This is a genomic window from Octadecabacter dasysiphoniae (genome assembly GCF_021532615.1).
Taxonomy (GTDB): domain Bacteria; phylum Pseudomonadota; class Alphaproteobacteria; order Rhodobacterales; family Rhodobacteraceae; genus Octadecabacter; species Octadecabacter dasysiphoniae.
Genome location: NZ_JAKGAQ010000024.1, coordinates 1 through 365 on the forward strand (window position 1 = coordinate 1; position 365 = coordinate 365).

At 63.3% G+C, this 365-nt stretch carries 1 protein-coding gene; it reads right to left on the minus strand.

Annotated features, from left to right (window positions below):
* Positions 1 to 365 (minus strand): hypothetical protein (locus tag L0664_RS18480; RefSeq protein ID WP_235227382.1); only part of this gene is annotated, 365 nt, incomplete at both ends.

Below are 365 nucleotides of genomic sequence, written 5' to 3' on the forward strand. Positions count from 1 at the left end.
CTGCCAACCGTGCCGCTCTGCGCCTCAAAGCGCGACTCGTCCGCGTTCGGGTCCGTCACATCCAGCTGACCAGCGGCAGTGAGCACATCATCCTCGGTCACCGCACCCGTCGTCTCGCCCGTGATCTCCGCAGGAAAATTCTCTAAAGCGTCCAAGCCACCTGTCAAAGCCGCAAGCCCTAATCCCGTGAACACCGTCAGCCCGGTCGGAACACCCTCGGCCACGCCACCATTGACCGCCGCTTGCGCAATCGCCTCCGCGACATCCGCAGACACCAGAACCGAACCGTCCGCCATCACTTGAACGGATTCGGCACCTACCTGCACCTGCGCGCCGTTCTCCAGCGTAATCCGCACCGAACCATC